Source organism: Fibrobacter sp. UWB7 (assembly GCF_900142945.1).
In the GTDB taxonomy this organism is placed as follows: domain Bacteria; phylum Fibrobacterota; class Fibrobacteria; order Fibrobacterales; family Fibrobacteraceae; genus Fibrobacter.
This window is the reverse complement of the sequence record NZ_FRCO01000003.1, coordinates 344,196-370,701: the sequence shown is the minus strand read 5'-3', so window position 1 is coordinate 370,701 and position 26,506 is coordinate 344,196. Positions and strand designations below refer to the sequence as shown.

Genomic DNA, 26,506 nt, shown 5'->3' with positions numbered 1-26,506 from the left:
CAATTCCTTTTTTATTTGCCCATTTTCGCAAGACGGGCGAGTCCCTTCTTGCCGATATCCTTGCGGTAGAACTTGCCTTCGAACTGAACCTTTTCGGCGGCTTCGTAAGCGATGTCGAGAGCGGCCTGGAGCGTTTCGCCATGGCCCACCACACCAAACACGCGGCCACCGTTGGTCACAAGCTTGCCATCGACCATCTTGGTACCGGCATGGAGCACCTGGGCGCCGTTCTTTTCGGCTTCTTCGATACCCGTGACAACCTTGCCCTTTTCGTAGGAGCCAGGATAACCGGCGCTTGCGAGCACGACGATTGCGGAGCTGCCCTTCGGAGCCTTCGGGGCACCGAGCTTGGCGAGTTCACCCTTTTCGGCTGCATCGAACAACGCGAGCACGTCGCCGTCATAGAGCGGGAGCACAATCTGGCATTCGGGGTCGCCGAGGCGGCAGTTGTATTCCACGACCTTCGGGCCCTTCGCAGTCACCATGATGCCCACGTAGAGCACGCCCGTGTAGGGCTTGCCTTCGGCGGCCATGCCCTTGAGGGTCGGTTCAATAATCTTAGCCTTCACTTCGTCGAGGAGAGCGTCGGTAACAACCGGAGCCGGGCTGTAGGCGCCCATGCCACCCGTGTTCGGGCCCTTGTCGTCGTCAAAGACGCGCTTGTGGTCCTGGGCAGAAGAGAGAATCACGTAATCCTTGCCATCGCAAACCACGAAGATGGAGGCTTCTTCGCCGTCCATGAATTCTTCAATCACGACTGTCTTGCCGGATTCACCGAAGACGGCCTTGTCACCGAGCATTTCTTCGACAGCGTCGTTCGCTTCCTTGTCGGTCATGCAAACGATGGCGCCCTTGCCCGCAGCGAGACCCGACGCCTTCACCACGATCGGAGCCGGGTGTTCGGCAAGGAACTTCTTGGCAGAAGCGAGATCGGTAAAGGTCTCGAAGGCTGCCGTCGGCACGCCGTACTTCTTCATGATATCCTTACTGAAGGCCTTGGAGCCTTCGAGCGCGGCAGCAGCCGCTGTCGGGCCGAAAGCGCGAAGACCGCGACGGCGGAATTCATCCACCACGCCCGCGACCAGCGGAATTTCGGGACCGATAATCGCGAGGTCGATCTTTTCAGCAACGGCGAGGTCGGCGATTGCCTTCGGGTCGGCCACATCAACCGGCACGCACTTGCCGAGGTTAGCCATGCCCGGGTTGCCCGGAGCGCACACGAGAGTGTCGCACATCGGCGACTTCTTGACTGCAAGAGCGATGGCATGTTCGCGACCACCGCTACCAACGACGAGAATATTCATAAGCGAGTCCTTTTGCTTTTTTACGGAGGATAATTTAGCAAAATTATGCAGTTGGGATTTCTGGGGAAATGCCTAAAGAGCGTGTCCGCCGGAGACTTTTATGACCTGCCCGGTGAGCATCCTGGCCTGTTCGCTGGCGAGGAACAATATGGTTTCGGCAATGTCTTCGGGCTGAATCAGTTTTCCCATGGGGATTAACGGAACGACCGACTTTTCCAAATCCTCGTCGATCCAGCCCGTTTGCGTCGGGCCGGGAGCCACGCAGTTCACCGTGATTCCGTACTTTGCGACTTCAAGGGCTATACTACGGGTAAGTGCTTCCAATGTCGCCTTGCTCGCGCCGTAGGTGATTTGCCCTGCAAAAACTTGAGCCGCATCCGTCGAGATATTGACAATCCGACCGTAATCTTTGCGATGGTTCACAAATTCCCTTGTCATCAAGACGCTTCCGCGGACATTGACCGCAAAGGTGTCGTCAATTACCTTCTGGGTGATTTTCTCGATAGTATCAATGCCGTCCATATCGCCATCGGCAGCGTTGTTCACCAGGATATCGACACGTCCAAATCGTTCAATGGTTGCCGCATAGATCATCTTGACATCATCTTCATTGGAAATGTCGGCTTCCAGGACAACAAAATCAGCACCCATTTCTTTGAGTTTATTCTCTACGGTCTCGGCATTTCCTGCATTCGCCGCAAAATACCGGTCCGCCCCGTTTTTGTCAGTCTTGTTCTTGTCAAACGCTCTCGGAATTTTCTTATAGACCAAGACAAGCTTTGCGCCTTCGCGTGCAAAGGCAAACGCCGTCGTCGCGCCAATCCCCTGCGGATTGTTCATCCCCGTAATCAGGGCCACTCTATCTTTCAAGCCATAATCGAGCATTTACTTCTTCTCCATTGAAATCCACGTGTGGCCATTTTCAAAGCGTTCCGTATGGAATGTGCGGAAGCCTTCGCGCTCGTAGAACGAAACCGTGCGCTGGACTTCGCCGCAGGTAAACAGCCATGCACGATTGTGGGGCATTACCTTCTGGATTTCGCGGAACAAAATCTTCCCGTATCCCCTGCCCTGGCATTCTGGCAGCACCATCAAGCGGCCGATATACAGCGAACCGTCTTCGACACGCCCGCGAACCGAGCCGATAATTTTGCCCTCGTCGGAGAGCATCTTTAGCGTCATGTATTTCGGAAAATCTTCGCAAGCCTGTTCCAAAGATTCCTTCAAGCCAGGAGCATCGAGCCAATCTACTTCTGCAGCAATAGCAAAGAACGCCCTATCATGCAGTTCCATGAGTTCGGGAATATCATTGGTTGTCGCGATTTCAATTTTCATTTAGTTTTCAAGATAAAATTTCGTGACAGCACTGTCAACATGTTATATTTAAATGCAATTATGGCTATCTCATATAAAACAATTCATGATTTTTCGGAGCAAGATTTAAAAGATTTGTTCCTTTCGGTGGAATGGTCTTCGGGGCATTTCCCTGACAAACTTGTTATCGCCATGAAGAATTTCAAAACGGTCATTTCAGCATGGGACGGCGACAAGCTTGTCGGTATGATTTGCGCAATGGACGACGGCATCATGAATGCGTATGTTCATTATTTGCTTGTACGCCCGGAATACCAAGGAAAAAGCATCGGCAAGGCTCTTGTCGAAAAGGTCAAGGACGTGTACAAGGATTACTTGCGTATTGTCGTCGTGGCATACGACAAGGAAATAGACTTTTACGAATACTGCGGATTCAAGAAGGCAACCGACGCAAGCCCAATGTTCATCACAAGCTTGTGGACGTAATCTTTAGAACCTTCTCGAGTGTTTGCAGTACTCTTCGTATTCTTTGCCAAAGTCTCGGCGGAGGCGTTTTTCTTCGCTTAGCACCTGCACCATCATGATGGCAAAGAAGGCGACGAATACAGCGCAAGATTGCCAAGTCCATAGCCATACAGCGGCACCCACGAGATAAATAAGAGTTCCAGTAAGCATCGGATTGCGATTGATTTTGTACGGGCCATCAACCATCAGGTGTTGCGTACGCGGGGCCACTTCGTGGCCGAAAGCATCCATCGGATTACCTTTACCGCGACTGCGCATATAGACGATTGTCCAGACGCTCAGCACAAGCCCGGCAAGCATCACGATAGGTGCCACAATGCAACGCCATGTATCAACCGGCCAAAGCGCAGGCATTCTGGAAGCAAGCCACATGATTGTCGGGATGAGCATCACAAAGAGAATCCCGCCCAACAAATAGCCAATAAAATCACGAAAACGTTTCATTCCCCCCCTCAATTATTATTAAAGACTTTGTACTAACTCAAAAGCTTTCTGGAGCGCGTCACCGTTCTTGACATCGCCTTTATCTTTTGCGCCAAGCACAAGCACCTGCCCCATGTCCTGCAGCTTGAAGAAATTAAGGCAAAGCACGAATTGCAACCGATGCAAGGATTGATTTTATAATCGTGAACCGAAACGACTTCAACTTGATGCTTTTGCGAAGCTCCCTTCACGAACGATTCTACCAGCAAATCCGTATTGCCGCCCTTGCGTGGGCTACCCGAAAAAACAAGAATTTTCATACCTAAACCATTGCCATATAGTTTGTTGCTATAATCTATAAAAATAAACTCAATATTGTTAAAGAGCCATGCCACGCGGTAAGACATTCTATATTTAATGTAAAAAAGTAAATCCTTTCAAGGAGATTCCGGTTCGAAGGCCGGAATGACAATGTAAAAGAGATGCCCGCTCAGTGGCGGGCATGACATACAAAACAAACAACGGGTTTACTATGGAAGAGACTTTTAAGACAAAAGGTACATGCGCAACGACTATTCAGTTCACGCGTGACGGAGACATCATCCGCAACATCCGCTTTACGGGTGGATGCAACGGCAACCTCAAAGCGATTGCAAAACTTTGCGAAGGCATGAAAGCCGAAGACATTGCAGCCAAGCTGCTCGGAAACACCTGTGGCGGAAAACCGACCTCTTGCGCCGACCAGCTCGCCCGTGCGGTACTCGGGAAAGAAGCGTAATAAAGAGACGACTCCTAATCGAGCGTCATTAAGAGCGAATCAACACGGTGCGTCATCTGTGTTGCACCAACAGGGCAAAGGTGCTGCTGATCATCTGCCATACTATCTGGATAATCATGATCACCCATCTTGTTTTCGTCCATCACAATAAAATGAGGGTATTTCTCATGCATGGCGGTCAAGACCTTCGTCAAAGAATCGGCTACACTTCGGCGCGTGCCATAACAGGCGAAACGACCTGTTTTCTTATAATTCGGACTCACAGGGAAAACTATCCCTATGACGTATATATCCCGCTTATCCGCCGTTTCAATGAGATTAACAAGAGTATCCATCGCCATTTTAATACCACGCGGAGTAAGCGAAGTCGAATCCCAGCCACAAACACTAGTTTCCCATCCATTGCAACTTCCTACCGACCAATAGCCCATGTTTTCCCTCAAGGCCACCCCATTCTGGTCGCTATACCCGTCTTCGGTCAGTTCAGCAAGCCCTTCTGGAATCCCTGACGCCCAGTATCCATGATTTTTGTCATAGATATAGCCCGGGAAACTCTTGTAGTTCGAATAGAAGAAATTATGGTCCGATTCCGGCCCATAGCGCCACAAATCATAATCCAGCGACAAAATAATATAGCGCAAATTCTTGACATGCGGGTAAACATAATGGTCTAGGTAGAACTTAGACTCATAAATACCGCTCGGCGTCTGCGCCAAATTCAGGACAAAGAATTTTTCATTAAACTGCTTAGGAACAATGCCATCTAGGGGCCTAGAAGATCCAAGCACAATGACATTCGCCTGGTCGTGGAAATTCCACAGGAGTTCCATATTGTTACGCATCAGGCCGTTGCCCACAGCCCCGTATTTGGAATTCAGGTACATTCCAGCGCTATCAGGATCTAGAACAAACAAAATTTCAGCCGACGTCGAAGATTCAACGGTTTTACTCGAAGAAGAACTTTCTTGCGTTACAATTTTCTTCTGCTTTACCCACAGGCAGGGGTGCCAGAGTTCAGAGCCTTCCGCAAGTTCCATAACCTTATTAGAGGCAACATCCACCAGTGCAATTTTCTGGTGTACACCGTTTGCATTGGCAAGCGTAGCAACCGCGAAATTTTTTTCGGCCACCCATTCCGCATGATCAAACGTATAGCCCTTCGGCGACTCTATCGACTGCACCAGCTTCCCTGTACTGTCCGCAATCAGCAACATTTCATGTACGGAATATTTCTTACCCACAAACGCAGCACCCGTTTTTCCCGCAAAGTCAAGGAACATCGTTCTATCACGGCCATCCCTTGAAAGCGAAACATTACAGGCCTGCTCTCCATTATACCACAACTCATTATTTTGCGATTTATCCGTAAACCGTGTTGCACGCAACAAGGACGCCCCTGTCACGGCAAAACCTTTTTCAAAGGAAAGACCGCCATGAAAACTTCCCTGGAGCACTTTTTTCGGCGTTCCAAATCTTCCATCTTTAAATGGAACATACCATGTACTATATTCGTTCCAAGTCGATTCAGACTTATTCGTTCCCGGATTTGTAACAAAAACAATCACGGTATCGCCATTATCCAAGATTCGCCATCGCGGAATTGCCGCCCCCTCAACATTCAACTTGACAAGCCCCGAGCCAGACTCGTCTAATTTGCGAACATACACCGACGACTCGCCCGCGACACCTTCAAGCCCCGTACAGAACGCAACATACTTGCCATCGGGAGAAACATCGGGATGGTACGAATCGATATCGTCCTGTATCTCCACAACGGAATTTGCCGCATTCGCGTAATTAATGTAGGCAATATTACCGGTTTCGTCATTTCGGAAAACAAGCCTAGCCTGATAGGTTCCGAACAAATTGCGAATATTTTCCGCCAAGGCTAACGGAGTAACAACCGACGTTACCGCACCAATCGGAGGATTGAACCAAACCGCATTTTCAATCTTTCCCAAAACCAGACGAAAGCCAACATATTCCGCCTTCGAAAGGGGCGTCACCGTATAGAAATCTCCGCGAGCATATAGTGGGACATTTTCCTTTACAAACGAGCTTCCCTTGAGGATTTTTTCGTCCATTCCGTTGGCATTCGCTGCGCCAACAAAGTTTTCAATAGTCGTATCGGCAAAAAAGCCCTTCCAGTCGTTCACCCATTCCTTGAGTTTTCCACTAATGTCGTCAGAACGAGTATTGGCGACAAACATCCATTCGGCCTCGGTCGGCAAGCGAAAGCCCCAAACATCATAATTCGTCTTCAAACCAACGAGATTTTCGCACGACTTATCTTCAGCAAATTGAGCTTTGCTATAGGTATAAACCGTATCCATCTTATATTTTTTGCTCAAAGCATTCGCGTACAGGACCGCATCATAAAATGTCACATTTGCTTGCGGATAATCAAAAGAATCCTTCTTGAAGGAACGATTCATCAGTTGGCCAAATTCGCCTTGAGTCACCTCGTGGACCCCGACACAGAAATCGTAGCCGAAATAAACCTTCATGGCAGGTTGTTCATCGGCTTTCGCTGTTTTCGACATTGTCCCAAGAACAGTTGTCTTTCCTTTTGAGTGAATATAAGCAAAGCCTTCTACAGGAACTTCTTCTTCGGAAGAGGCCTCTTTTTTTGAAATACCTTCGCTATCGCTGCATCCCCAAAAAAACATTACCAGAATTGGCAATGTTATTCTGCACAGCATTTTATGAATTGACGTAAATACAATCATACCCCCCCCCTCCCTAAATTAACATTTTTAGGAAGAGGCGTATATTCGTATTTTCCGAAACAATTAAAGATTTTGTCCTAACTCAAAAGCTTTCTGGAGCGCATCGCCGTTCTTGACATCGCCTTTGTCCTTTGCACCACGCACAAGCACCTGACCCATATCCTGCAGCTTGAAGAAGTTGAGGCAAAGCTTGTACTGCGTGAGGATGCCGTCGAACAGTTCCGGGAGCGATGCTGCACCGACCAGGAGCAAGGCCATCTTGTGGATGTGAAATGTATCGCGAATTGGATTGTGGAAACGGTCGATGACCGCTTTCAGCTGGGCGCTCAACCCATAGAAATACACCGGCGATGCAATCACGAGCATTTCGGCATTCGCCATTTTATCGTAGACGATTTGCATATCATCTTTCTGGCAGCACTTGTGGTCTTCGCGGGCAAAGCACGAATTGCACCCGATGCAAGGATTGATTTTGTAATCGTGAACAGAAACGATTTCGACTTGATGCTTTTGCGAAGCGCCCCTCACGAACGCGTCAACCAGCAAATCCGTATTGCCGCCCTTGCGCGGGCTCCCAGAAAGAACAAGAATATTCATACCTAAACCATTGCCATATAGTTTGTTGCTATAATCTAAAAAAATAAACTCAATATTGTTAAAGAGCCATGCCACGCGGTAAGACATTCTATATTTAATGTAAAAAAGCAATTCCTTTCAAGGAGATTCCGGTTCGAAGGCCGGAATAACAATGTAAAGGAGATGCCCCCGCTTAGCGACGGGCATGACAGACAATTACAACAACGAGCTTACTATGGAAGAAACATTTAAGACAAAAGGTACATGCGCAACGACAATTCAGTTCACGCGCGATGGAGACACAATCCACAACATCCGCTTTACGGGTGGATGCAACGGCAACCTCAAAGCGATTGCAAAACTTTGCGAAGGCATGAAAGCCGAAGACATTGCAGCCAAGCTGCTCGGAAACACCTGTGGCGGAAAGCCGACCTCTTGCGCAGACCAGCTCGCCCGTGCCGTTCTCGGGATGCAAGCTTAAAACCTGCAAAATACGCAAGAATAGCACAGCTTTGTGCCATCGGCGCACAATAAAGAACTATCTTTGCATATGAAATGGAACTAATTAAAAAGTACGACATAACGGTTTTGTGCAATCCTGGAGTGGAGTCTGCGCAGTTGCTCACGCCCGAGAACAGCAGGTCAGAAAAGGTTTCGGTCACGAAGGTTTCTGTCATGCCAGGTGCAGAACAGCCGCGTCATAAGCATTATACGTCGGAACAAGTGTGGGTCGCGGTTCAGGGCCGTGGCGTTCTCTTGCTCGCCGACGATAAGGAAGTTCCGTTTGAAGCAGGCGATGTCGTGCGTTTTGCAGAGAAGGAAATCCACGGGCTACGCAATATGGGGCCCGAGATTTTCGAATACATTTGCATCAGCACACCACCGATGAATTTCGCGTACGCGTACATGCAAGCAAGATAAAAGAAGGCGGCTAAAGCCGCCATTTTTTATTTCAAGAAGAGCGAGATTTTCCCGAAATCGAGAATCGTGATAAACACGAAGAAGCTGATGAAGAAAGCCGCCGCGACGTTCTGGATTACGGATTGAGTCTTGAGGCTCAGCGGCTTACCGCGCAACTTTTCGATACCGAGGAACATCAGGAGACCGCCATCGGTAATCGCAAGCGGGAGCAAGTTCATCACGCCGAGGTTAATGCTGATAAGCGCAAGGAGCATGAGGAAATCCTGGAATCCGCTCATCCACACATTGCCCATCACAGCGACAATCGAAACCGGACCGGAGAATGCATCGACCTTCACCTGGCCTTGGAACAAGCGCTTGAAATAGCGGAAGATGCTCGTTGTCATTTTCCAGCTCGTAGCACAAGTCTTTTCAAATGCTTCAATCGGGCCGCGGCGCACGAGATGCGTTTCACTAAACATCACATAGCCCATCTGGATGCCGACGATATAACGCTTGAATTCTTCGCTATAGGCAGGCGTCATCTTCACGTCAACTTTCTTGCCATCGCGCAAAAGCGTCACGTTGACTTCAGCACCTTTGGAACCATCAATCAAACGAACAACTTCTTCGTAGCGCGAAATATGTTCGCCATTGATTTCGAAAATCGTGTCGCCCTGCGCAATTCCAGCCATTTGCGCGGCTGAGCCTTCCTTCGGCGGCAGGCGGACAATCACGCGATTGCGCGGGTAGATGCCGATATCGCCAATTCCCATCTTGATGGGTTCAGAAGTCGAATCTGCAGCCGGAATCACAAGTTCTTGCGGAACGACCTTAATGGCAAGCGGTTCGCCCCCACGATGCACTTCAAGCATCACATCGGCACCAAGGCTCACGCCAATCTGTTCGCGGAAATCGTCCCAGCCTTGCGTTTCCTTGCCATTGATAGCGGTAATCGTATCGCCCGGCTGGATGCCTGCAATTTCGGCAGAAGAATTTTTCGCCACAAAACCGATAATAAGGTTCTTGTTATCCGGTTCCTGGACGCCGACCATGTAAAGGAAAATCAAAAGAATAAATGCAAATGCGATATTCACAAATGGACCAGCAAACGCAATCGCTGCGCGAGCGCCAACAGACTTTCCTAGAAAATCATCTTGCGACGGAAGCTTACCATCTTCAATGCTATCTGGATTTTCGCCCGCCATGGCGACGTAGCCGCCAAAAGGAATTGCTGAGATGCAATATTCCGTTTCGCCTTTTTTGAATCGGAAAAGCTTTTTGCCAAAACCTACAGAGAACGTGTTCACTCGGACTTTATTCCACTTGGCAACGATAAAATGACCCAGTTCGTGAATCGTCACGAGGAAGCTCAACGCCAAGAGCCCCAGAACAAACATCAACAAATTATTTAATATACTCGACATCATACGGTCAATTTAGAAAAAAACGGTGCCCCGAATGGAGCACCGTTTTGCATTCTATGAATATGAGAGAATCGATTTACTTGATGCGATGACCCTTGAGGTCAAAGCGCTTGCCGTTCTTTTCGATGAAGAGTTTCTGGTCATCGAAGCGGAGGCGCGGCTGAGTCGAGCGCATAATTCTGGATTCGACCGGAGCGTGAATTGCAATCGTCCCCTGCGAACTGGAGGATTCCACGTTTGCAGAAGAGCTGGAGGAAACGCCCGGAACAGAAGAACTACTTGCAACTTCGGAGGAAGAACTCTGCGGAACGCTCGAAGAAGAGCTTACAGGAGCTTCAGAAGAGCTCGATGCAGGTACATCCTGTTTTGCAACGCCTGCGGCGGCAAATTCCGGAGCATAGCCAGAGTTGATGGCTTCAATAGCGCCAGCGAGATATGCGAGCGGAGCGTTCCAGTTGATAGCGACTTCGTTCGTGGCGTAGCTGCAACGCTGATCGGTGTAAGCGGTTGCCGCCTGGCCCTTGCGATAATCAGCGCACTTCCATTCGGCGGCAGAACCAACATCTTCGCCGCCCGGCTGCGGGCCACCCACGAGCATACCCGGAATCGGTTCTTCTATGTTATCCGAAGTACTCGGGCGATGGTGCGGCATTTTGGGAGACTTCGTGCCGTAACCCGTGACGAAAGACATGTCGAGCGGATTCTTGCCAAGGAGGTAATCCAAGACCTTGACGGCAGCCTTGTAATACTTCTGTTCGCCCGTGAGATAATAAGCATGCAACAGCCAAACGCCCTGATTGGAGGCAACCGCATTGGAACCCCATACAAAGTCATTCTTTGCCATCACGACGCCAAAGCCTTTTTCGGCGCGGTTAGCAAAGTTGTCTGCAGTGCCCAAAATCTTTTGCTTGGCTTCGTTTGCATCGCCACCAAATTGCGCCTGATGCGTAGCCTTTTCGTACGTAGCAAGGCCCATGACATCGCCCCAGTAAGAGACGTATTCCGATGAGCCGGACTGCTTGTAAGAAGCATCACCCGTCGTGATGAAGAGTTCTGTCCCGGCAAGAACCTTTTCGTCGTTCGGATTGTCGTTTTCGTAGGCACCCGTCGAGACATCCGACGGATTAGCGAGATAGTTGCGGCTCGGGTTCTGCTGGCCCCAAGCATAAGCCTTCTTGGCAGCTTCGAGGCACTTGGAAGCGTAAGTGGCGTCGAACGGCTTGTAAATGCGGGAGGCCATCGCCATCACGGCAGCAAAGTCAAACGTACCCGCCGTGCTCTTGCCGATAGCATAAAGCTTGGAATTGTCCTGCGCCGGCATCACATCGCCCGGGAAACCGAGAGAGGTAAGCTTGTGGTAGACGCCGCCATCGGACGCCTGCATGGTGAGCATCCAGTCAAGATTGTACTTGATTTCGGCAAGCAAATCTGGGAGGGAGCCTTCGGCCGGAATGTTCCACTTGAGCGACTTGAAATACTGCGGGAAGTGTTCGTAAAGAGAGAGGAGCGTGTAGGTCGTGATGCCCGAGTTCACAATGTAACGGCCGTAGTCGCCAGCATCGTACCAGCCCTTGGTCGAATTGATTGTACCCGAAGCACCAGTAGAATTGTGGAGTTCGGCGGTCGGATTCGTGTGGCCGGCTGCGCGGGCCCACTTGCCTGCATACTGGCTTTCGAGAGCCATAGAGGCGCGCTGGTAGTAGAACCACTTGATGGAAGCCTTGACGATTTCTTCGTACGTCTGGGATTTCACGACGAGGTCGGAACGGAGCACATTGCCGTTTACCTTGATGCTGTACTTGCCCGCTTCGGCAAGCTTGGAGAAATCGACGAGCTGGACATTCTGACCGCTCGCATCCCAGTAAGAAGCGGCCTTCGGCGTCACGGAGAGAACGACCTGGCCGGCGGCATTCACGAAATCCACGCTGCCGTTAGCATCGACCAAGGCGAGTTCCTTGAAATCGCCCGGACGGTAGCCGATCTGGTTAATGTAGGCAGTCGCTGCGAAAGCTGGGGCTGCGACGAGCGCGGCAAGCGCTACGGACTTTAACGCATGATTATTCACAAACATCCTCGTAAAAAAGTGCAAGTTTTAGCCCATATAATATAGAGCCGTTCAAGCATCTTTTCCACCCGTCCGAGCATCATTTTAAAGAAAAGTGTAGCAAGTGTTTTGTAAAAAAAACACATGAAAAAACGGCGTCCCGGGAGGGGCGCCGTTTGCATTCTATGAATATGGATTTTTGAGGTTAGGTAGGAGAATTACTTGAGGTGATGCCCCTTGAGGTCAAAACGCTTGCCGTTCTTTTCGATGAACACCTTCTGGTCTGCCATACGGAGACGCGGTGCAGTTTCAACCTTTCCGCGGTTTCTCAAAATCGAAGGCTTGAGAGCAGAAGTTCCACCCTTTGCAACACCTTCAACAGCGAAGGACGGGGCATAGCCAGCGTTCAAAGCTTCCATGGCACCCACGAGGTATGCAAACGGAGCATTCCAGTTGATAGCGACTTCGTTGGTGGCATAGCTGCAGCGGTTGTCAATGTAAGAGGTTGCAGCTTGACCCGTTTTATAATCCTTGCATTCCCAAGACTTCGTTCCAATATCTTCACCACCCGGCTGCGGACCACCCACAACCATGCCCGGAACAGGATCCGTCACCTTATCGGCTGTACTCGGACGATGGTGCGGCAGTTTCGGAGACTTTGTACCAAAGCCCGTCACAAAAGACATATCCAACGGGTTCTTGCCAAGCAAATAGTCCACAACTTTCTTAGCGGCCTCATAATACTTCTGTTCACCGGTCACGTAGTAAGCGTAAAGGAGGAATATGCCCTGGTTACCCGCAACAGCATTCGAGCCCCAAACGAAATCTTCCTGAGACATGACAACGCCAAAACCCTTCGTTGCGGCATAGGCAAATTCGTTGGCATAGTCTGTCAACATCGTTTTTGCAGTTGCAGCATCAGCAGCCACTTCCGTCGGATGGCTAGCTGCGCCATAAACCGCAAGTCCATAGACTTCAGGCCAGGCAGGAACAATACTGGATTCGTTCGGATCCAGCGTCGGCTTGTACGAGACATCGCCTGTAGAAATAAACATTTCCATACCAGCGAAGACCTTTTCATCGGTCAATTTACCATCGCCATATGAACCAGTAGCAACATCTGCCGGATTGTCGAATGCCACCTTCGGATTCTGGACGCCCCAAGCATAAGCCTTCTTTGCTGCTTCAAGGCACGTTGTGGCATAAGCGGCATCAAACGGTTTATACACACGATATGCAGCAGCCATAACCGCAGCAAAATTGAACGCAGCCGCAGTACCCTTTCCAATCACATAAAGCGGTTCCGTATCCTTGGCAGGCATCACATCGCCCGGGAACTGGAGCGTCGAAAGCTTGTGGTAAACGCCGCCATCTGCAGCCTGCATGGTAAGCATCCAGTCGAGATTGTACTTGATTTCGGCAAGCAAATCCGGCAAAGTTCCTTCAGCAGGGATGTTCCACTTGAACGTCTTGAAGTAATCCGGGAAGTGTTCATAAAGCGAAAGGAGCGTGTAAGTCGTAATGCCCGAGTTCACGATATAGCGACCGTAGTCACCGGCATCGTACCAGCCCTTGCTCGATTCAATCGTGCCCGAAGCACCCGTAGAGCTGTGAAGCTTAGCCGTCGGATTCGTGTGCCCCGCATCACGCTTCCACTGACCTGCATACGTTTCTTCCAAAGCCATGGAAGCACGCTGATAATAGTACCACTTGAGGGCGGCCTTAGCAATATTTTCAAACGGCTTTTCGGCAATCACCAAATCGGAACGGAGTACCTGCCCACCCTGCGTGATGGAATAAGTCCCAGGTGCAGTCAAATCAGAGAAATCAACGAGCTGTACATCCTGACCGCTCGGATTCCAGCGAGAAGCAGCCTTCGGAGTGACCTTGAGCACAACCTGACCCGCGGCATCCTTAATTTCGATATCACCAGAACCTTCAAAGAGCGTAAATTCCTTGGGATCCGTAGTGCGGTAACCAACCTGGTTGATGTAAGCCGTCGCAGCAAATGCTGTAGACGCAAGCGTCAAAGCGACTGCCGCAGCAGAAATATACTGTTTCAAGCCGAACGAGAACTTCATAAGACACTCCTTTCCATTTTTCACAATATAAATCTACCCTAAAAAAAAGAGATTGCCCAACTTTTATTGGACAATCTGGTTACAACTGTACCCAATGTGCGAAACAGCAATTTTCCTGTTTACAGCCTACAATCGGCTCTTTACTTCAAGAAGCCTTCTGTCATGAGGCGGGCTTCCTTGTCGGCTTCGAGCACTTGTTCAAGAGAAAGATGACCGGTGACATTCGGGGCCTTTTCCATCACCATTTCCACGTACTTCGGGATATCGGTGAACTTGAGGTTACCCTTGAGGAATCGATCCACGAGAACTTCGTTTGCGGCGTTCATCATAGAAGGCACGATACCGCCACGGCGGCCAGCTTCAAAGGCGAGAGCGAGGCAACGGAACTTGTTGAAGTCCGGTTCGAAGAACGTGAGCTTTGCAAGCGTCGGCAAGTCGAGGCGCTTGGTTTCGAGCTTGAGACGGTCGGGCCACGTGAGCGCCACCTGGATCGGGATGCGCATGTCGGGAGCGCCAAGCTGGGCCATCAAGGAACCATCGCGGAACTGCACGAGAGAGTGCACCATGGACTGCGGGTGAACCACAACCTTGATCTGGTCATACGGAATGTGGAACAAGAAGTGAGCTTCGAGCACTTCGAGCCCCTTGTTCATCATGGAAGCAGAGTCAATCGTAATCTTCTTGCCCATGCTCCACACCGGGTGATTCAAGGCGTCGGCGACAGTGATTTTTTCAAACTTTTCAATCGGCCATTCGCGGAACGGACCGCCCGAGGCCGTGATTTCGAGGAATTCGACTTCAGATTCGCGCTTGCCACCTTCGAGGCACTGGAAAATGGCGCTATGTTCGGAGTCGATCGGCGTAATAAAGGACTTCGGATTTTCAGCAAGCTTGTCCCAAATGACCGGGCCTGCCATCACCATCGTTTCCTTGTTCGCGAGAGCCACATGCTTGCCATGTTCAATCGCCGTAATCGTCGGGAGGCAGCCCACAGCACCCATCAAGGCGTTAATGATGATGTCCGCCTTCGGGTCGGCAGCGAGTTCACAGAGGCCTTCCATGCCGACAAGAACCTTTCGGCCAAGCACGATTTCGAGTTCTTTTGCGGCGACTTCGTTGAACATGCACACGCGTTCGACATTGTACTTGCGCACGATTTCTGCAACCTTGTTCACACTGCTATTTGCAGCTACGGCATAAAGGTGGAACAAATCGGAATGCTGTTGAATGACGTCAACACTAGAGGTTCCGATAGAACCGGTGGCACCCAGGAGAACTACATTTTTCATTTAAAAACCTCGATAATTGCAAGCTTTTTTATAAAGATAGAATAATAATTTTCATTTACAGCTCCGCTCCAAAAAACGCTTACAATAATTTACATTCCAAAGAAAATTTTTAGGGTATATTTTTTATTGGGTTAGGTTTGCTCGAAGGAGGTGCATATGCGCATACTTTCCTCGGGTGTATATGCTGCGTGTTGTTGCGCAGTGGGGATGTTCATAGGGTGCTCGGATTCTTCGGACAACGGAGTCTCCGGAGAAAACAGTAATCTTTCTTCCGTTACAGATGATTTTGGAATTTCGTCCAGTTCCAGTTTTACAGGGAACGCAGGCGGTTCTTCGCCATCCGGGGATTTGATTTCTTCAGGAGCGGAGTCTTCAGCGGGGAATTCGGCAACGTCTTCCAGAATGCAAGGGAGTTCCTCGGACTCAGTCAAAAGTTCTTCAAGCGGGCATCCGCACAGAAGTTCTTCTTCGGGAATCGAGCAAGGGAACTCCTCTAGTGCACATGCAAATTCCAGTTCTAGCGAGAGTTCCTTTGTTTATACTTCACCCGCAAATTTTGCAGACACGGTAAACGGAGTCGCCTTCAACATGGTCTATGTGACTGGCGGCACTTACACGCGCGGCTGCGACAACTGTGCCGAGCCTGATAAAATTTACGAAACGCCTTCGCATAAAGTAACAGTTGACGAATACCATATCGCACCGACCGAAGTAACGATAGCCCAATGGAACGCCGTCATGGGCGGGAAAAAGAATGCATGGGAATCGGACAAAGCTCCCAAAATCGGCGTAAGCTGGTTTGACGCCAACAATTACGCCTGCAAGCTTGGGCAAAAAACAGGGAGACCGTACCGACTGTTGACCGATGCCGAATGGGAATTTGCGGCCCGCGGTGGCAAAGCCGGAATTGCAGACAAGTTTAAATTTTCAGGTAGTAACAACGTCGATGATGTGGCATGGTATTCCGAAAACAGCGGCGGAAAATCACACGATGTTGCCACTAAGAAACCAAACAAGCTTGGACTTTACGACATGAGTGGCAACTCATGGGAATGGGTCTACGACTGGCTCGTAGCCTACACGGACACAGACAAGGTAAATCCGGTACAGCTCACAGGAAGTGGCAACAAGACGCGAAGAGGCGGGAGTTACGGCGAGCCCGCGGATTTTGCGCGAGTGAGCCGTCGCGCCATCCGCAGCCGCGATGGCGCCGCAGACATGGGCTTTAGACTAGGCATGTCTACGGAACTCCCGCCGGGAATGGTAAGCCCCTGCGAAGCGGCAAATCCGTCTGCAGCCACCTGCCAAGGCGACAAGAATCGCGACTGCCGCTTGATTACCACCGCAGACGAAGCCTGGATCAGCGACGACTACACTGTCGTTATCGGAGAAAATGGTGTTGCGGCAGTTTCTGGCTTCCCGAATGTTTCAGGGCAGTGGTACACGCTCAACAACCGCAGTTTTAACGTTGTCACCAAGAGCGGCACAAAGACTTACGCTTACTACGTGTTCAGCGAAGATGAACTCACAATGATTAGCGATGACGGCATTCCATACCGTCTGTACAGGCGAGCCGCAAGCGAAGCCAAGAATAAAGTAAGTCTCCCGACCGTAAGCAATCCCAAGACTTTAGCACAGCTTATCGCCGCTGTAGAACCCGAACGCATCGTCACAGACGAGCAACTCGCCCACCCCGACACAAGCGTTCGCGACCCGCGCATTGCAGCCGCAAGCGGATACACGTGGTTTTTCGACGGGCGTTGCTGTGGCGGAAACCATAAGTACCGCTTCCACTTAGACAAGAGCGGCGATGCAGAATTTGTCGTCATGGACTACGACGACACCCACCACGAAAACATTCTCGCCAAAGGGCGCTGGTTCACCGTCGGAAATATCGGTCTCCACATCGTTTTAAACGGCAAGTATTTCAACTACCTTTACACGGCGGGCGAACGCACCATGAGCTTCAGCGAATACATGCCGGCAGGCCCCATTTTCTGTCACATTTCATTCCAGAGCTATGAACGCGGCGACTTCCGCATTTTCAATAAGACATTATTCGATGATAAAATCAAGCGCCCACGCGGCTTCAACGGAGAAAATCCAGTCTATGAAGCCGGCGATTACCAGTGGGGTTCGTAAATGAATAAACCTACACAAAGCGTGCTCTGCGCGATTGCGGCTTATCCCTTGTTCGCCGCAATCGCATACACGGCGATGCTTTCAGCCTGTGACAAAGCCACATCCACAACAGCTCCTGAAAGCACCGCTTCATCCTCTTCCACAACTACAACAATTGAGGAGCCATCAAGTTCAGCCATTCAACAAAGCTCATCGTCAAGCGGGCAAAAACAATTTTCCAGTTCATCACGAAGCAGTCATCGGCGGTCTTCGTCTTCTGCAGTTCAAACAAGTTCATCCGCAATTTCATCATCGCAAGAGACGCCAGTTTCTTCGTCTTCAGACGTAGCAAAATCTTCCAGTTCCTCGCAAACATCGCTACCAGCAAAAGAGATTTCGCTTGACGAGAACGGTTTTGCAACTGTCGCCGACGTCTACAAGAGTCTTACCGCAGACGAAAAAGCAGTCTTCATCATTCGACATTCCGAGCGCGAAGACAATGTCGCCATAGAAACGGAACTCACCGCAAACGGCGTAAAAATGGCCCAAAATTTAGGTACCACGCTCAAGAGCGACGAAGAATTTAGTTACATCACTTCGGGATTCGTGCGCACCAACGAGACAGCAAACAACATTTCAAAAGGCCGTGGAGAAGCAAGCCTTCCAAAGCTCATCACGAACTACGATATTACCGGGAACTGGTTTCTGAAAATCTCCGCCGACGAACTTTCCGCATACGGGACAAAGCTTGGCATGCAAGGCGGTTCTGTCGAACTCATGGCCCACTGGGCTTACGAAGGCGGCTACACAGACGCGCTTTACGAACTCACCCCACGCGCCGAAGAATTCATACAGAAAGTCATCCTCAAGAATTCACCCAAGTGGAAACGCGTAAGCATCATGGTCTCGCACGACATTTTCGTCATGCCGCTCGCCGTGTTCGGCTCCAAAGGCAAAGTCGCCTTGAAGTACCATGAAGATTACCACTGGATTAATTACATCGCCGGGCTTGCCATCATCATCGGGGCAGACAACAGCTTGCGCTATGTTCCGGTCAAAGGCGCAGATTCAGGCGTTATTGACTACCTCGCCATTTACATGGAGGAGCACGGCATGGGAGGCAAGAAGCCGTCAACCCCCAAAAGATAATCAAGAACTTAAACCTTGCAAAAAAACAAGACCATAACTGAGAGAATCAGTTACGGTCTTTTCAATGCTTTTGCGTAGCGCTTTTGTTTTTACACAACGCTCTTCAAGAAGTCCATGAAGATGTATAGAGCAGGTGCTGCAAGGAGGAACGAGTCGCAACGGTCAAGCACGCCACCGTGCCCGACAAACAAGTTCCCGGAATCCTTCGTGCCGCTCCAGCGCTTGAGTGCAGACATCAAGAGGTCGCCCACCTGGCCTGCCACCGTGATGAGGAGGCCAATGACGATTGCCGATGTCCAAGTGAAATTCATTTCGAAAGAGCTGAGCGAAGCGCTGCACTTAACCCAGTAGGCAACCCACGCAATTGTTGCGATGGAACCTGCAATCGAGCCTTCCCAAGTCTTCTTCGGGCTGATGCTCGGTGCAAACAAATGACGGCCAAACGGTCCCTTGCCCGCAGCAAACTTGCCAAAGAAATACGCGACCGTGTCGCAGAGCCACACTGCAGTCATCACGAGAATGAACGGGTAGCAATGTTCAAAGCCCTGGCCATTGCCCATCATGAGCACATTCATGCCACCCCAGAGCCCCACATACAGCGGAGCGCCGAGCTGCATCACGAGCCACGGGAACAAGTGGTCGATTTCAACCTTTGCGTAAGCAACGCCAATGTAAATCGCAAAAATGGCGAGGAACGTCATGCCGACAACGTAAGGCACAGCCGGGAGACCAAAATAGCCACCCTTCGAGAGAGCCCACGCCAGCGTCAATGCCAAAGACGATGCAAACGAGAGGTAACGCATGTCCGGACCCTTGTACATCTTCGATGCCATGCGAGCCCATTCCCAGGCGCCCACAGCGCCCAAAAAGCACATCAGTCCAATGCGGCTAAAGTCGTTGAACCAAAGTAAAACAAAAACGATTGGAATAGCGATAAATGCAGTGATCAATCGCTGAGTCAAATTACTCATGAAGAACCTTCCCAAAACGGCGTTCGCGAGTATTAAAGAACTCGACCGCCTTCATGAACTCTTCCTTCGTGAAATCAGGCCATAGCGTGTTCGTCACATAGAACTCGCTATAGGCGGCCTGCCACAAAAGATAGTTGGAAAGCCTGAATTCGCCACCCGTGCGGATAATCAAGTCCGGATCAGGAGCACCCTTCAGGTACAAATGTTTGGCAAAAACTTCGTCATTGATTTCGTCGAGGGAGAGCTTGCCTGCAGCCACTTCGGCAGCAATGCTCCTTGTCGCTTCGACGATTTCCTGACGACCGCCATAGGAGATGGCGAGGTTCAGCTGCATGCCCGTGTTGTTTGCCGTCTTATCAATTGCGGACTGGAGACTTGCGCGCGGCTTTTCGGGAATACGGTTCATATTACCGATGACCGTGAGCTTCACGTTCTTTTCCATCAAGTCAGGAATTTCCTTAACCACCATCTCAATGAGAAGGTTCATCAGGTAATCCACTTCCTTCGACGGTCTGCCCCAGTTTTCGGAGCTGAACACGTACAATGTCATGTGTTCGAGTTTGAGGTTCACCCCCACTTCGACCGCATCGATTGTCGATTCAGTCCCCTTGCGGTGGCCTAAGAAACGTTCCAAACCGCGGCTACGAGCCCAACGCCCGTTGCCGTCCATAATGATTGCGACATGTCTAAGCTGATTTGCCACGCAAACCCCGGACTACACCTTGAGGATGTCTGCTTCCTTTTCGGCAAGCAAACGATCGATTTCAGCAATGGCCTTGTCGGTAGCCTTCTGGATTTCGTCCTGCTGTTTCTTGACTTCGTCCTCGGAGATTTCCTTGTTCTTCTTGAGGGCGTCGTTAGCATCGCGGCGGATGTTGCGGATAGCCACACGGCCGTCTTCGGCATGCTTGCGAGCGATCTTGGCGAGTTCCTTGCGGCGTTCGGTCGTGAGGATCGGGAGCGTCACGCGGATGCAGTTGCCGTCCTTCATCGGGGTAAGGCCGATGTTTGCAGCGAGGATAGCCTTATCAATAGTATCGACAAGCTGCTTTTCCCACGGAGTCACGAGCAACATACGCGGTTCAGGCACAGAAATCTTTGCGACCTGAGAAATCGGGGTCGGAGTGCCATAGTAGTCAATACGTACGCCGTTGAGGATAGCCGGGCTTGCCTGGCCAGCGCGGATCTTGGAAAATTCACGTTCGGTGGCCTCGATGGCCTTGTCCATCTTTTCAGAATATTCAGACATTTTTAGTTCCTAGTTGCTAGTTATTCACGGGAAATATAGGTAAAAATTTTAAAAGGGGGATACCCTAGAACCTGCGGACCACCAAAATCCCGCCCTTCACGATGAGTTTCTGTTCCCAATACGATTTGTACGAGAAAGCGTTGTACTCAGCCTCCACCACTATATTCCATGACCATTTTTTCCCGACATACCCCCAAGCCGTCTTGAAATCGGGTTGCGGCATCACGGTATATTCGTCTTCGTTGTTTATTCCATAGACGAGCCCGATATCTAGCCAAATGTTTCCAAAAAATCCGTTTTCAAATACCCAAGTATACGTGTATCCGACATTCCCCCATATGGACGACAGAACACGTTCACCCTCATAAAAAGTCAATAGGCTGTCGGGATCTTCGACTATATTGCCCTGAAAACGCCCACCAAAGATCCAGCTACCCGCCGAATGCGTTTGCCGCCGGTCCAAAAAGTACGCGCTACGAGGCGAAAACTTGTCCTTCGAAGTCAACATCCAAAGTGCCGAAACGTACATTTCGAAGAAATTAAGATCACTAAACCGACGGACCTTTTTCCCCTCTTGTTCAGTCTTTACCGAAAAACCGGAATAATAAGAAAGCCAAATTTCAATCCAGAATTTTCCTGGGAATAAATCCAGTCCCGTTTCAAAGGCGTCAATTTTCGATTTTTCTTCGTTAGACCCCAAGAAGAGACTCATCGTGAAATCCCACGAAATATCCCACGAGACTCCAAACAACGTAAAAAGATCATCGTAGGCAAAGCCGAGCCCCAAAGATACCGGTGAATTGGACACAAGAGCTTCATTGCCGTAAGCCGTGTTCCAAACGCTCCAAAGAGTGTAGTCACACAAGAAACGCAGCGAAAATTTTTCATCAAACTTCTGTACCCATACAGAATCATTTTTCGCAACAGCTTCATCAACAGTCCCATCCCCAATTTTCACAGTCATTTCCGAAGCCAATACGTGGCCAACAAAAAAAAGTACGAGCAAAAATATCTTAGGACAACGAGCCATCTTACAAACCTTCTTACCGAGCAAAGATAGCATATTCAAAATGCAAAAAAGCGCCCCGCAATCGCAAGGGCGCCAGATTGTAAGTTATTTATAATTTAGTTACTGGCCTTAGTCTTTTCCTCTATAATCTCATTGAGATCGTAGGTTCCCATGAGGAGATTGAAGTACTGCAACAACTGACGGACAACGACAATCGTTTCGGCCATCGGGTCTGCAGCATGATCAATGATGTTGATACCGTAGACGAGGGTTTCCTGGTCAAGCACTTCCGTCAGCGGGACATAGCCTTCGTCCTCGTTGAACATCATGCTCGGCATAGCCAAGAAGTCAACACCGAACTGCACCGTTTCGAACTTCATCGGGACTTCCTTTTCCAAGCCCTTGGCGGTAAAGGATGCCGTCACGTATTCGTTCATCTTCTTGGTGTAGGTATCAATGGTGCCCTTGTCCGCATAGTTACGACGAGCTTCGTTCATCGCACGCTGAGCAGCAAGGAGTTCATCCCTATCCGAGACCTTCACAGAGATTTCGAGGTTATCCATCAACGTAATCGACAAGCTTTCGATACTCTGACCTTCGATCAAAGCAGCAAACAAGTCGATAATGCTATTGCTGTTGGGGAGCATCGAGAGGTCAACAGGCTCGCTGCCATCTCTCTTGTTTTCGGCGGCAACAGCAACGACCTTCTTGTCATTGTGCACAAAGCTGAACTTCAACGTAGACTTATGCGTCGAAGGGTCCTGGCCGACAGCGAAGTCGATAGTGGCATTGTCTGCAGCCATTTTCTTACCGTCCTTTTCAAGAGCCGGCAACGAAGCATTGACCTTACCAGAGACGTTGAACACAGACGTCATCTTGTCAAAGTATTCCGTTCCGTCCTTCAGCTTGGCTTCATTCTTGAATTCACCCGTAAAGAGGTCGTTCCACTTGTCGTTTTCCTTCACAGAGATTGCGAAAGAAACATCAGCAGGAACAACCATCACGAGCGCCAACGTTTCAAGGGCTTTAATGTTATGGAGAACCTTGAAGGAGCTTCCTCCCATCTTCAAAGACACCTTGAACTTATCGGCTTCAAGTTTTTCCGTTTCCGGGTTCCAGGCTGCGAAAACCATTTCAAAATTATCGGATTCTGCAACCTTGAACTTAGCATCCGTGCCCAAAGTGAAGCGGTAGTTGAACTTGGCCAAATCGACGGTGGCCATGTATTCCTTACCCTCTTTACCGAGGTCACTATCCTTGTCCACTGGGGTCATGGTTTTAAGGACATCGATCAAAAGAGCACCGGTAACCGCATTTTCGATTTCTGGGTTATTGAGCACGTATTCATTGAGACCCTGGTTGAGCGAGTTTGCCAACTTCCAGGAATTGAAGTTAAGGTTAGAAGCAATTTCCTTGAGGTCTTCACGAGTTTTCTCGACGAAAGCCGCCTGTTCCTTGCTAACCTGAGCCTGCGGAGCCTGAGGGCTATTACTACTCGAACTATCGTCCGAACATGAAGAGAGCAATGCTCCACCGCAAATTAGAGACATTGCGAGCATTTTCTGCATGGTTTTCATAATTTCCTCCTTCTTACAGGGAAATGATGTTGTGATATAAATGTAAACAATTTTTAAGATTAGCGAACGACGTGTAAATTTTTATTAACACAAAAACAGGCGATTCGGCGCTCCAATAAAAAATGCTCCGAATTAGAATAGCGGGCCAAAATAACAAAAGAAGCCCAGCAAAAGCTGGGCTTAAAAAGCGTTTTCGCTTAGAATAGCAAGCGATTAGCAGTGAACGAGCGTACCGAGGTCGCCGTTGATAGCAGCGCGGATCAGGTTGCCCTTTTCCATCTTGAACACAAAGATGGGCATGTTGTTTTCCATGCAGAGAGCAACGGCTGCTGTGTCCATGACCTTGAGGCCGCGGGAGATGACTTCCTTGTAGCTGATGTCGTCGAAGCGGGTAGCCGTCGGATCCTTGACCGGGTCGGCCGTGTAGATGCCGTCGACCTTGGTGGCCTTCATAATGACATCGCATTCGCTTTCGATAGCGCGAAGAGCGGCGCAGCTGTCCGTCGTGAAGAACGGGTTACCCGTACCGGCAGAGAAGATGACCACGGAGCCAGCGGACAAGAGCTTGAGGGCCTTGCGACGGTCGAAGAATTCGCAAACCGGTTCCATGCGGATAGCGGACATCACGACGGAGTCAATACCCTGCTTGTCCAAAGCATCTTGCATGGCGAGGCCGTTCATCACGGTGCCGAGCATGCCCATGGCATCGCCCTGGGCGCGGTTCATGCCGCCAGCAGAAGCAGAAATGCCACGAACGAGGTTGCCGCCACCAATCACGAGAGCGACTTGCACGCCCTGCTTGACGATGGATGCAATTTCGGAAGCCATGTCAGAAAGAATCTGGTTGTCGATGCCGTGGCCCTTTTCGCCTGCGAGGGCTTCGCCACTGAGCTTGAGAAGAATACGTTTGAATTTCATAATCTAGTCACTAGTTATTAGTCATTAGTTATTAGTGTTTCGGAGGAAATGTAATAAAAATAGGCTATGGGTAAAATGAATAGTCCTTGCTTTTTTCATACGAAATGCCTTCTTGCCGCAAATTAATGTATTTATAAAAGAGTTAAAGGGAAAGGGATGTTTTATGAAAACCAAAATTATATTCGGCCTATTATCGAGCATATTATTGCTCCCGACGATGCTTTTTGCCGACATCGTGTATCAAGGGAAACGCGTCCAGGAATGGCCCGAAGAGGCTCGACCGACATTCAACAACCAAAGCGCAGGCAAGCCAAGTTTTCTCTTGGCACGAACGCCTGTCACACAAAACAAGAGCCATTATGCAGCCCCAAAGGGCAAAATTTACAGCCTCACGCTCCTCGTCGATTTTTCAGACCAGAAGGCGCCTGTCTCGGTAGCCGACGTTGAAGAATGGCTGAACAAGGAAGGGTTCAACAGGGACGGCTGTAACGGATCCGTGCGCGACTACTATCTAGACGTTTCGAACGGGCAGCTCGACCTTACCAACGAAGTTTTCGGCTGGTACCGCGCAAAGCATCCCAAATCCTGGTACGAGAGCCTGCAAGGATATACGGGATCGGATTCGCTCATGAAAGAAGTGTTCAATTACTTCGATCCACTAGTCGATTTTTCACGTTATGATAATGACAAGGACGGAACGACCGAAGCCATCAACATCGTCTACGCAGGCCCCGGACAAACATGGGGACAAGGCCTTTGGCCGCATTCCGGATGGTCCAACGAAAGGCGCGACGGAGTCCGGCTCACGCATCATCAGATGACGGACATGCCCGGCAAATTTTCCATTTACGTCTTTGTACATGAATCGGGACACATGATTTTTGGCTGGCCGGACCTTTATTGGTACGGCGATTACTGCACCATGGGCAACCGTGCGCATGATTTGAACCCAGTCGCCATCAACGACTTTTACCGCGCGGACCAAGGCTGGATTCCCTTTGTGGACGTAACCAGCAACGACGTGAGCCTCGAAACCACAAAGCCCGGCGAAGTCTGCTACCGCTACAAGAACCCCGCAAGGCCCGACAAAGAAGGTTTAGTATGGTCCTACGTACAAAACAAGGGCCGCAACCAAGTGCTAAAAGGAAGCGGACTCTTGATGCAGCACTACGATTTTTCGATCGAAGGCAATTCCGCTGCAGACAAGCTCGGACTCCGAATCGTGCATGCCAGCGCGGCGGGAAAATCAAGCGACAATCCCGGCGACCAGTGGCCAAGCCCGGGCAGCACCGCCAACACGTTCTTCAAGAGCGGTACTTATTCGGAATTTTCAGATGATGCCTACCCCGCCATCCGCTGGTACAACGGTTCCAAAACAGGGCTAAAGATTACGGACATCGGGACGCCCGGAGAAACGCTAACATTCTGCATCGGCGAGAACTGCACCGCACAGGAGTCCTCGAGTTCAACAGGGGTTGTGTCAAGTTCGTCAAATGCGCCGGCCGTTTCAAGTTCGTCTAGCGCAACTCCACCGAAAAGCTCGAGCAGTTCTGTCCATATCACGGTCCAGAAAATCGCATTGGAGACGATACTCCCGATAAGCGACAACTACGCGCCCGTGACGCTTGACCTGAAGGGCAGCGAAGTCGCCAAGATTTTAGGCATCAAGCAAAACGAGATTGCAAACAAAGTCAAATTCTACGGCATAGAACCCGACGGAACGCTCAACAGCCGCACCACCGGCGAAGGGACCGGACATTGGTTTGACAAGGATGGCAAAATCGTTGCCTGGGACCCGAACGGCACCAGCATCGTATTCTCCAACATGGACCTCACGACCATGACCACAAAAATCGGCCACATGCCGAACAAAGTCAAAGCCGGAGATTCTTTTGTTGTGCGACAAGCGGTCGTTTACGAAAGCAAGCAAGTCACTTTTGAAATCACGGTCACGATAGAACAGAAGACAACGAGGATTTCAAATATCCGCAGTTCAAGACGCGGCAAGCCCGGGAACATGATTTTCAATGCGCTCGGAAAACCCGTCGGTAAAAGAACAGAGTCGGGCGAGATGCCCGACCTGCCAAAAGGAATTTACGTGGAAATAGCGAAGTAATTCGAA

At 50.0% G+C, this 26,506-nt stretch carries 24 protein-coding genes; 7 read left to right on the top strand and 17 right to left on the bottom strand.

Annotation, left to right across the window (positions count from 1 at the left end):
• Positions 1-11 precede the first annotated feature (11 nt).
• The 3 genes from purD to BUC30_RS11260 form a co-directional block, all read right to left on the bottom strand.
• On the bottom strand, positions 12-1,304 hold the full coding sequence (gene purD / locus BUC30_RS11270; RefSeq protein WP_073424941.1) for a phosphoribosylamine--glycine ligase: 1,293 nt from the start codon (positions 1,302-1,304) through the stop codon (positions 12-14).
• A 72-nt stretch (positions 1,305-1,376) separates the two neighbouring features.
• Positions 1,377-2,189 (bottom strand): SDR family NAD(P)-dependent oxidoreductase, encoded by an 813-nt coding sequence (locus BUC30_RS11265; RefSeq protein WP_073424940.1) that lies wholly within the window; start codon positions 2,187-2,189, stop codon positions 1,377-1,379.
• Entirely contained in the window at positions 2,190-2,639 is a 450-nt protein-coding gene (locus BUC30_RS11260; RefSeq protein WP_073424939.1) for a GNAT family N-acetyltransferase, read from the bottom strand.
• Positions 2,640-2,699: 60 nt separating this feature from the next.
• Between BUC30_RS11260 and BUC30_RS11255 the strand changes: the two genes are divergently transcribed.
• Positions 2,700-3,104, top strand: a complete 405-nt coding sequence (locus tag BUC30_RS11255; protein WP_170861538.1) for a GNAT family N-acetyltransferase — start codon at positions 2,700-2,702, stop codon at positions 3,102-3,104.
• A 3-nt stretch (positions 3,105-3,107) separates the two neighbouring features.
• On the opposite strand, the gene BUC30_RS11250 is transcribed toward BUC30_RS11255, so the two are convergent.
• Together BUC30_RS11250 and BUC30_RS11245 are read right to left on the bottom strand one after the other, a co-directional pair.
• Positions 3,108-3,587 carry a methyltransferase family protein gene (locus BUC30_RS11250; protein ID WP_073424937.1) on the bottom strand — a complete coding sequence of 160 codons (480 nt, stop codon included), beginning with the start codon at positions 3,585-3,587 and terminating at the stop codon, positions 3,108-3,110.
• A 32-nt stretch (positions 3,588-3,619) separates the two neighbouring features.
• Positions 3,620-3,886 (bottom strand): flavodoxin family protein, encoded by a 267-nt coding sequence (locus BUC30_RS11245; protein ID WP_244536602.1) that lies wholly within the window; start codon positions 3,884-3,886, stop codon positions 3,620-3,622.
• 212 nt (positions 3,887-4,098) lie between these two features.
• On the opposite strand from BUC30_RS11245, the gene BUC30_RS11240 reads away from it, so the two are divergent.
• Entirely contained in the window at positions 4,099-4,344 is a 246-nt protein-coding gene (locus tag BUC30_RS11240; protein ID WP_073425029.1) for a TIGR03905 family TSCPD domain-containing protein, read from the top strand.
• Positions 4,345-4,358: 14 nt separating this feature from the next.
• Here BUC30_RS11240 and BUC30_RS11235 read toward each other — a convergent pair whose 3' ends face one another.
• Together BUC30_RS11235 and BUC30_RS11230 are read right to left on the bottom strand one after the other, a co-directional pair.
• On the bottom strand, positions 4,359-7,013 hold the full coding sequence (locus BUC30_RS11235; RefSeq protein WP_244536601.1) for a TIGR02171 family lipoprotein: 2,655 nt from the start codon (positions 7,011-7,013) through the stop codon (positions 4,359-4,361).
• 123 nt (positions 7,014-7,136) lie between these two features.
• Complete coding sequence (locus tag BUC30_RS11230; protein WP_073425028.1) at positions 7,137-7,670, bottom strand: flavodoxin family protein; 534 nt, start codon at positions 7,668-7,670, stop codon at positions 7,137-7,139.
• A gap of 214 nt (positions 7,671-7,884) precedes the next feature.
• On the opposite strand from BUC30_RS11230, the gene BUC30_RS11225 reads away from it, so the two are divergent.
• Entirely contained in the window at positions 7,885-8,130 is a 246-nt protein-coding gene (locus BUC30_RS11225; protein WP_073425027.1) for a TIGR03905 family TSCPD domain-containing protein, read from the top strand.
• 74 nt (positions 8,131-8,204) lie between these two features.
• Positions 8,205-8,570: a cupin domain-containing protein gene (locus BUC30_RS11220; protein WP_014546523.1), complete on the top strand. Its 366-nt coding sequence runs from the start codon at positions 8,205-8,207 to the stop codon at positions 8,568-8,570.
• A 26-nt stretch (positions 8,571-8,596) separates the two neighbouring features.
• On the opposite strand, the gene rseP is transcribed toward BUC30_RS11220, so the two are convergent.
• The 4 genes from rseP to dxr all read right to left on the bottom strand — a co-directional run bounded on the left by rseP (position 8,597) and on the right by dxr (position 15,390).
• Positions 8,597-9,949: an RIP metalloprotease RseP gene (gene rseP, locus BUC30_RS11215; protein WP_244536612.1), complete on the bottom strand. Its 1,353-nt coding sequence runs from the start codon at positions 9,947-9,949 to the stop codon at positions 8,597-8,599.
• 103 nt (positions 9,950-10,052) lie between these two features.
• Positions 10,053-12,047, bottom strand: coding sequence for a glycoside hydrolase family 9 protein (locus BUC30_RS11210; protein WP_073424934.1), 1,995 nt, complete (start codon positions 12,045-12,047; stop codon positions 10,053-10,055).
• A gap of 191 nt (positions 12,048-12,238) precedes the next feature.
• The gene (locus BUC30_RS11205) at positions 12,239-14,101 is read right to left on the bottom strand and encodes a glycoside hydrolase family 9 protein (RefSeq protein ID WP_073424933.1); all 1,863 of its coding nucleotides are present in this window, start codon (positions 14,099-14,101) and stop codon (positions 12,239-12,241) included.
• A 140-nt stretch (positions 14,102-14,241) separates the two neighbouring features.
• A complete protein-coding gene (gene dxr, locus BUC30_RS11200; RefSeq protein ID WP_014546518.1) occupies positions 14,242-15,390 on the bottom strand; it encodes a 1-deoxy-D-xylulose-5-phosphate reductoisomerase in 1,149 nt (382 codons plus the stop codon).
• A 156-nt stretch (positions 15,391-15,546) separates the two neighbouring features.
• Between dxr and BUC30_RS11195 the strand changes: the two genes are divergently transcribed.
• On the top strand, positions 15,547-17,532 hold the full coding sequence (locus BUC30_RS11195) for a formylglycine-generating enzyme family protein (RefSeq protein WP_073424932.1): 1,986 nt from the start codon (positions 15,547-15,549) through the stop codon (positions 17,530-17,532).
• Positions 17,533-18,660, top strand: a complete 1,128-nt coding sequence (locus tag BUC30_RS11190; protein ID WP_073424931.1) for a histidine phosphatase family protein — start codon at positions 17,533-17,535, stop codon at positions 18,658-18,660.
• Between the two features lie 89 nt (positions 18,661-18,749).
• Here the strand turns inward: BUC30_RS11190 and BUC30_RS11185 are convergent, their stop codons facing one another.
• From BUC30_RS11185 to pyrH, 6 genes are all read right to left on the bottom strand, one after another.
• Entirely contained in the window at positions 18,750-19,631 is an 882-nt protein-coding gene (locus BUC30_RS11185) for a phosphatidate cytidylyltransferase (RefSeq protein ID WP_073424930.1), read from the bottom strand.
• On the bottom strand, positions 19,624-20,334 hold the full coding sequence (locus BUC30_RS11180; protein WP_073424929.1) for an isoprenyl transferase: 711 nt from the start codon (positions 20,332-20,334) through the stop codon (positions 19,624-19,626). Before BUC30_RS11180 ends, BUC30_RS11185 begins: the two co-directional genes overlap by 8 nt.
• 12 nt (positions 20,335-20,346) lie before the next feature.
• The gene (gene frr / locus BUC30_RS11175; RefSeq protein ID WP_014546512.1) at positions 20,347-20,880 is read right to left on the bottom strand and encodes a ribosome recycling factor; all 534 of its coding nucleotides are present in this window, start codon (positions 20,878-20,880) and stop codon (positions 20,347-20,349) included.
• Positions 20,881-20,944: 64 nt separating this feature from the next.
• Entirely contained in the window at positions 20,945-21,844 is a 900-nt protein-coding gene (locus tag BUC30_RS11170) for a DUF4421 family protein (protein ID WP_244536600.1), read from the bottom strand.
• A gap of 161 nt (positions 21,845-22,005) precedes the next feature.
• Complete coding sequence (locus BUC30_RS11165; RefSeq protein WP_073424928.1) at positions 22,006-23,466, bottom strand: hypothetical protein; 1,461 nt, start codon at positions 23,464-23,466, stop codon at positions 22,006-22,008.
• A 213-nt stretch (positions 23,467-23,679) separates the two neighbouring features.
• Positions 23,680-24,384 carry a UMP kinase gene (gene pyrH / locus BUC30_RS11160; RefSeq protein WP_073424927.1) on the bottom strand — a complete coding sequence of 235 codons (705 nt, stop codon included), beginning with the start codon at positions 24,382-24,384 and terminating at the stop codon, positions 23,680-23,682.
• Between the two features lie 163 nt (positions 24,385-24,547).
• Here pyrH and BUC30_RS11155 point away from each other — a divergent pair, with 163 nt between their 5' ends.
• Positions 24,548-26,500, top strand: coding sequence for a M6 family metalloprotease domain-containing protein (locus BUC30_RS11155; protein WP_073424926.1), 1,953 nt, complete (start codon positions 24,548-24,550; stop codon positions 26,498-26,500).
• Positions 26,501-26,506 lie beyond the last annotated feature (6 nt).

Excerpts from the sequence above, each read along its gene's own strand:
- purD (WP_073424941.1), bottom strand. The coding sequence starts at position 1,304 with ATGAATATTCTCGTCGTTGGTAGCGGTGGTCGCGAACATGCCATCGCT.
- BUC30_RS11265 (WP_073424940.1), bottom strand. The coding sequence starts at position 2,189 with ATGCTCGATTATGGCTTGAAAGATAGAGTGGCCCTGATTACGGGGATG.
- BUC30_RS11260 (WP_073424939.1), bottom strand. The coding sequence starts at position 2,639 with ATGAAAATTGAAATCGCGACAACCAATGATATTCCCGAACTCATGGAA.
- BUC30_RS11255 (WP_170861538.1), top strand. The coding sequence starts at position 2,700 with ATGGCTATCTCATATAAAACAATTCATGATTTTTCGGAGCAAGATTTA.
- BUC30_RS11250 (WP_073424937.1), bottom strand. The coding sequence starts at position 3,587 with ATGAAACGTTTTCGTGATTTTATTGGCTATTTGTTGGGCGGGATTCTC.
- BUC30_RS11245 (WP_244536602.1), bottom strand. The coding sequence starts at position 3,886 with ATGAAAATTCTTGTTTTTTCGGGTAGCCCACGCAAGGGCGGCAATACG.
- BUC30_RS11240 (WP_073425029.1), top strand. The coding sequence starts at position 4,099 with ATGGAAGAGACTTTTAAGACAAAAGGTACATGCGCAACGACTATTCAG.
- BUC30_RS11235 (WP_244536601.1), bottom strand. The coding sequence starts at position 7,013 with ATGTTTTTTTGGGGATGCAGCGATAGCGAAGGTATTTCAAAAAAAGAG.
- BUC30_RS11230 (WP_073425028.1), bottom strand. The coding sequence starts at position 7,670 with ATGAATATTCTTGTTCTTTCTGGGAGCCCGCGCAAGGGCGGCAATACG.
- BUC30_RS11225 (WP_073425027.1), top strand. The coding sequence starts at position 7,885 with ATGGAAGAAACATTTAAGACAAAAGGTACATGCGCAACGACAATTCAG.
- BUC30_RS11220 (WP_014546523.1), top strand. The coding sequence starts at position 8,205 with ATGGAACTAATTAAAAAGTACGACATAACGGTTTTGTGCAATCCTGGA.
- rseP (WP_244536612.1), bottom strand. The coding sequence starts at position 9,949 with ATGTTTGTTCTGGGGCTCTTGGCGTTGAGCTTCCTCGTGACGATTCAC.
- BUC30_RS11210 (WP_073424934.1), bottom strand. The coding sequence starts at position 12,047 with ATGTTTGTGAATAATCATGCGTTAAAGTCCGTAGCGCTTGCCGCGCTC.
- BUC30_RS11205 (WP_073424933.1), bottom strand. The coding sequence starts at position 14,101 with ATGAAGTTCTCGTTCGGCTTGAAACAGTATATTTCTGCTGCGGCAGTC.
- dxr (WP_014546518.1), bottom strand. The coding sequence starts at position 15,390 with ATGAAAAATGTAGTTCTCCTGGGTGCCACCGGTTCTATCGGAACCTCT.
- BUC30_RS11195 (WP_073424932.1), top strand. The coding sequence starts at position 15,547 with ATGCGCATACTTTCCTCGGGTGTATATGCTGCGTGTTGTTGCGCAGTG.
- BUC30_RS11190 (WP_073424931.1), top strand. The coding sequence starts at position 17,533 with ATGAATAAACCTACACAAAGCGTGCTCTGCGCGATTGCGGCTTATCCC.
- BUC30_RS11185 (WP_073424930.1), bottom strand. The coding sequence starts at position 19,631 with ATGAGTAATTTGACTCAGCGATTGATCACTGCATTTATCGCTATTCCA.
- frr (WP_014546512.1), bottom strand. The coding sequence starts at position 20,880 with ATGTCTGAATATTCTGAAAAGATGGACAAGGCCATCGAGGCCACCGAA.
- BUC30_RS11170 (WP_244536600.1), bottom strand. The coding sequence starts at position 21,844 with ATGACTGTGAAAATTGGGGATGGGACTGTTGATGAAGCTGTTGCGAAA.
- BUC30_RS11165 (WP_073424928.1), bottom strand. The coding sequence starts at position 23,466 with ATGAAAACCATGCAGAAAATGCTCGCAATGTCTCTAATTTGCGGTGGA.
- pyrH (WP_073424927.1), bottom strand. The coding sequence starts at position 24,384 with ATGAAATTCAAACGTATTCTTCTCAAGCTCAGTGGCGAAGCCCTCGCA.
- BUC30_RS11155 (WP_073424926.1), top strand. The coding sequence starts at position 24,548 with ATGAAAACCAAAATTATATTCGGCCTATTATCGAGCATATTATTGCTC.